Source organism: Acidocella sp. MX-AZ02 (assembly GCF_000306035.1).
Taxonomy (GTDB): Bacteria; Pseudomonadota; Alphaproteobacteria; order Acetobacterales; family Acetobacteraceae; genus Acidocella; species Acidocella facilis.
Genome location: NZ_JH976270.1, coordinates 1 through 490, shown reverse-complemented (window position 1 = coordinate 490; position 490 = coordinate 1). Strand labels below are relative to the sequence as shown.

Genomic DNA, 490 nt, shown 5'->3' with positions numbered 1-490 from the left:
GTCGAAACTGACCGCGCCGGACTGGTGGCGCAGTACATCGGCCAAACCGCCCCCAAGACCAAGGATAAGGTCACGGAAGCCCTAGACGGCATCCTGTTTATTGATGAGGCATACACACTCACCGGAGGCAAGGGCGGCCATGATTTCGGCCAAGAGGCCATAGATACACTGCTCAAGGAAATGGAGGATAAGCGAGACAGGCTCGTCGTGGTGGTCGCTGGCTATCCGGCGGAAATGCGGTCCTTCATCAATTCAAACCCCGGCCTAGCGTCCCGTTTCACAAAAACAATCGAGTTTCAGGCGTACAGCCCGCCGGAGCTTATCGAGATTTTTCAAGGGATGCTCGCCAAGGAAGATTTGCGCCTTTCATCTGATTGGCCAGAAGCGGATCTCCGGGGCTGGTTCTCGTCCCGTGTTCGTGATCCGTCTTTTGGCAATGCCCGGTCGGCCCGGACGCTGGTTGAACGGGTCCGCGAAGCCCAGGCAACCC

The 490-nt window shown here is 57.8% G+C and carries 1 protein-coding gene; it reads left to right on the top strand.

Annotation, left to right across the window (positions count from 1 at the left end):
- Positions 1-490 (top strand): AAA family ATPase (locus tag MXAZACID_RS17480; protein WP_008495930.1); only part of this gene is annotated, 490 nt, incomplete at both ends.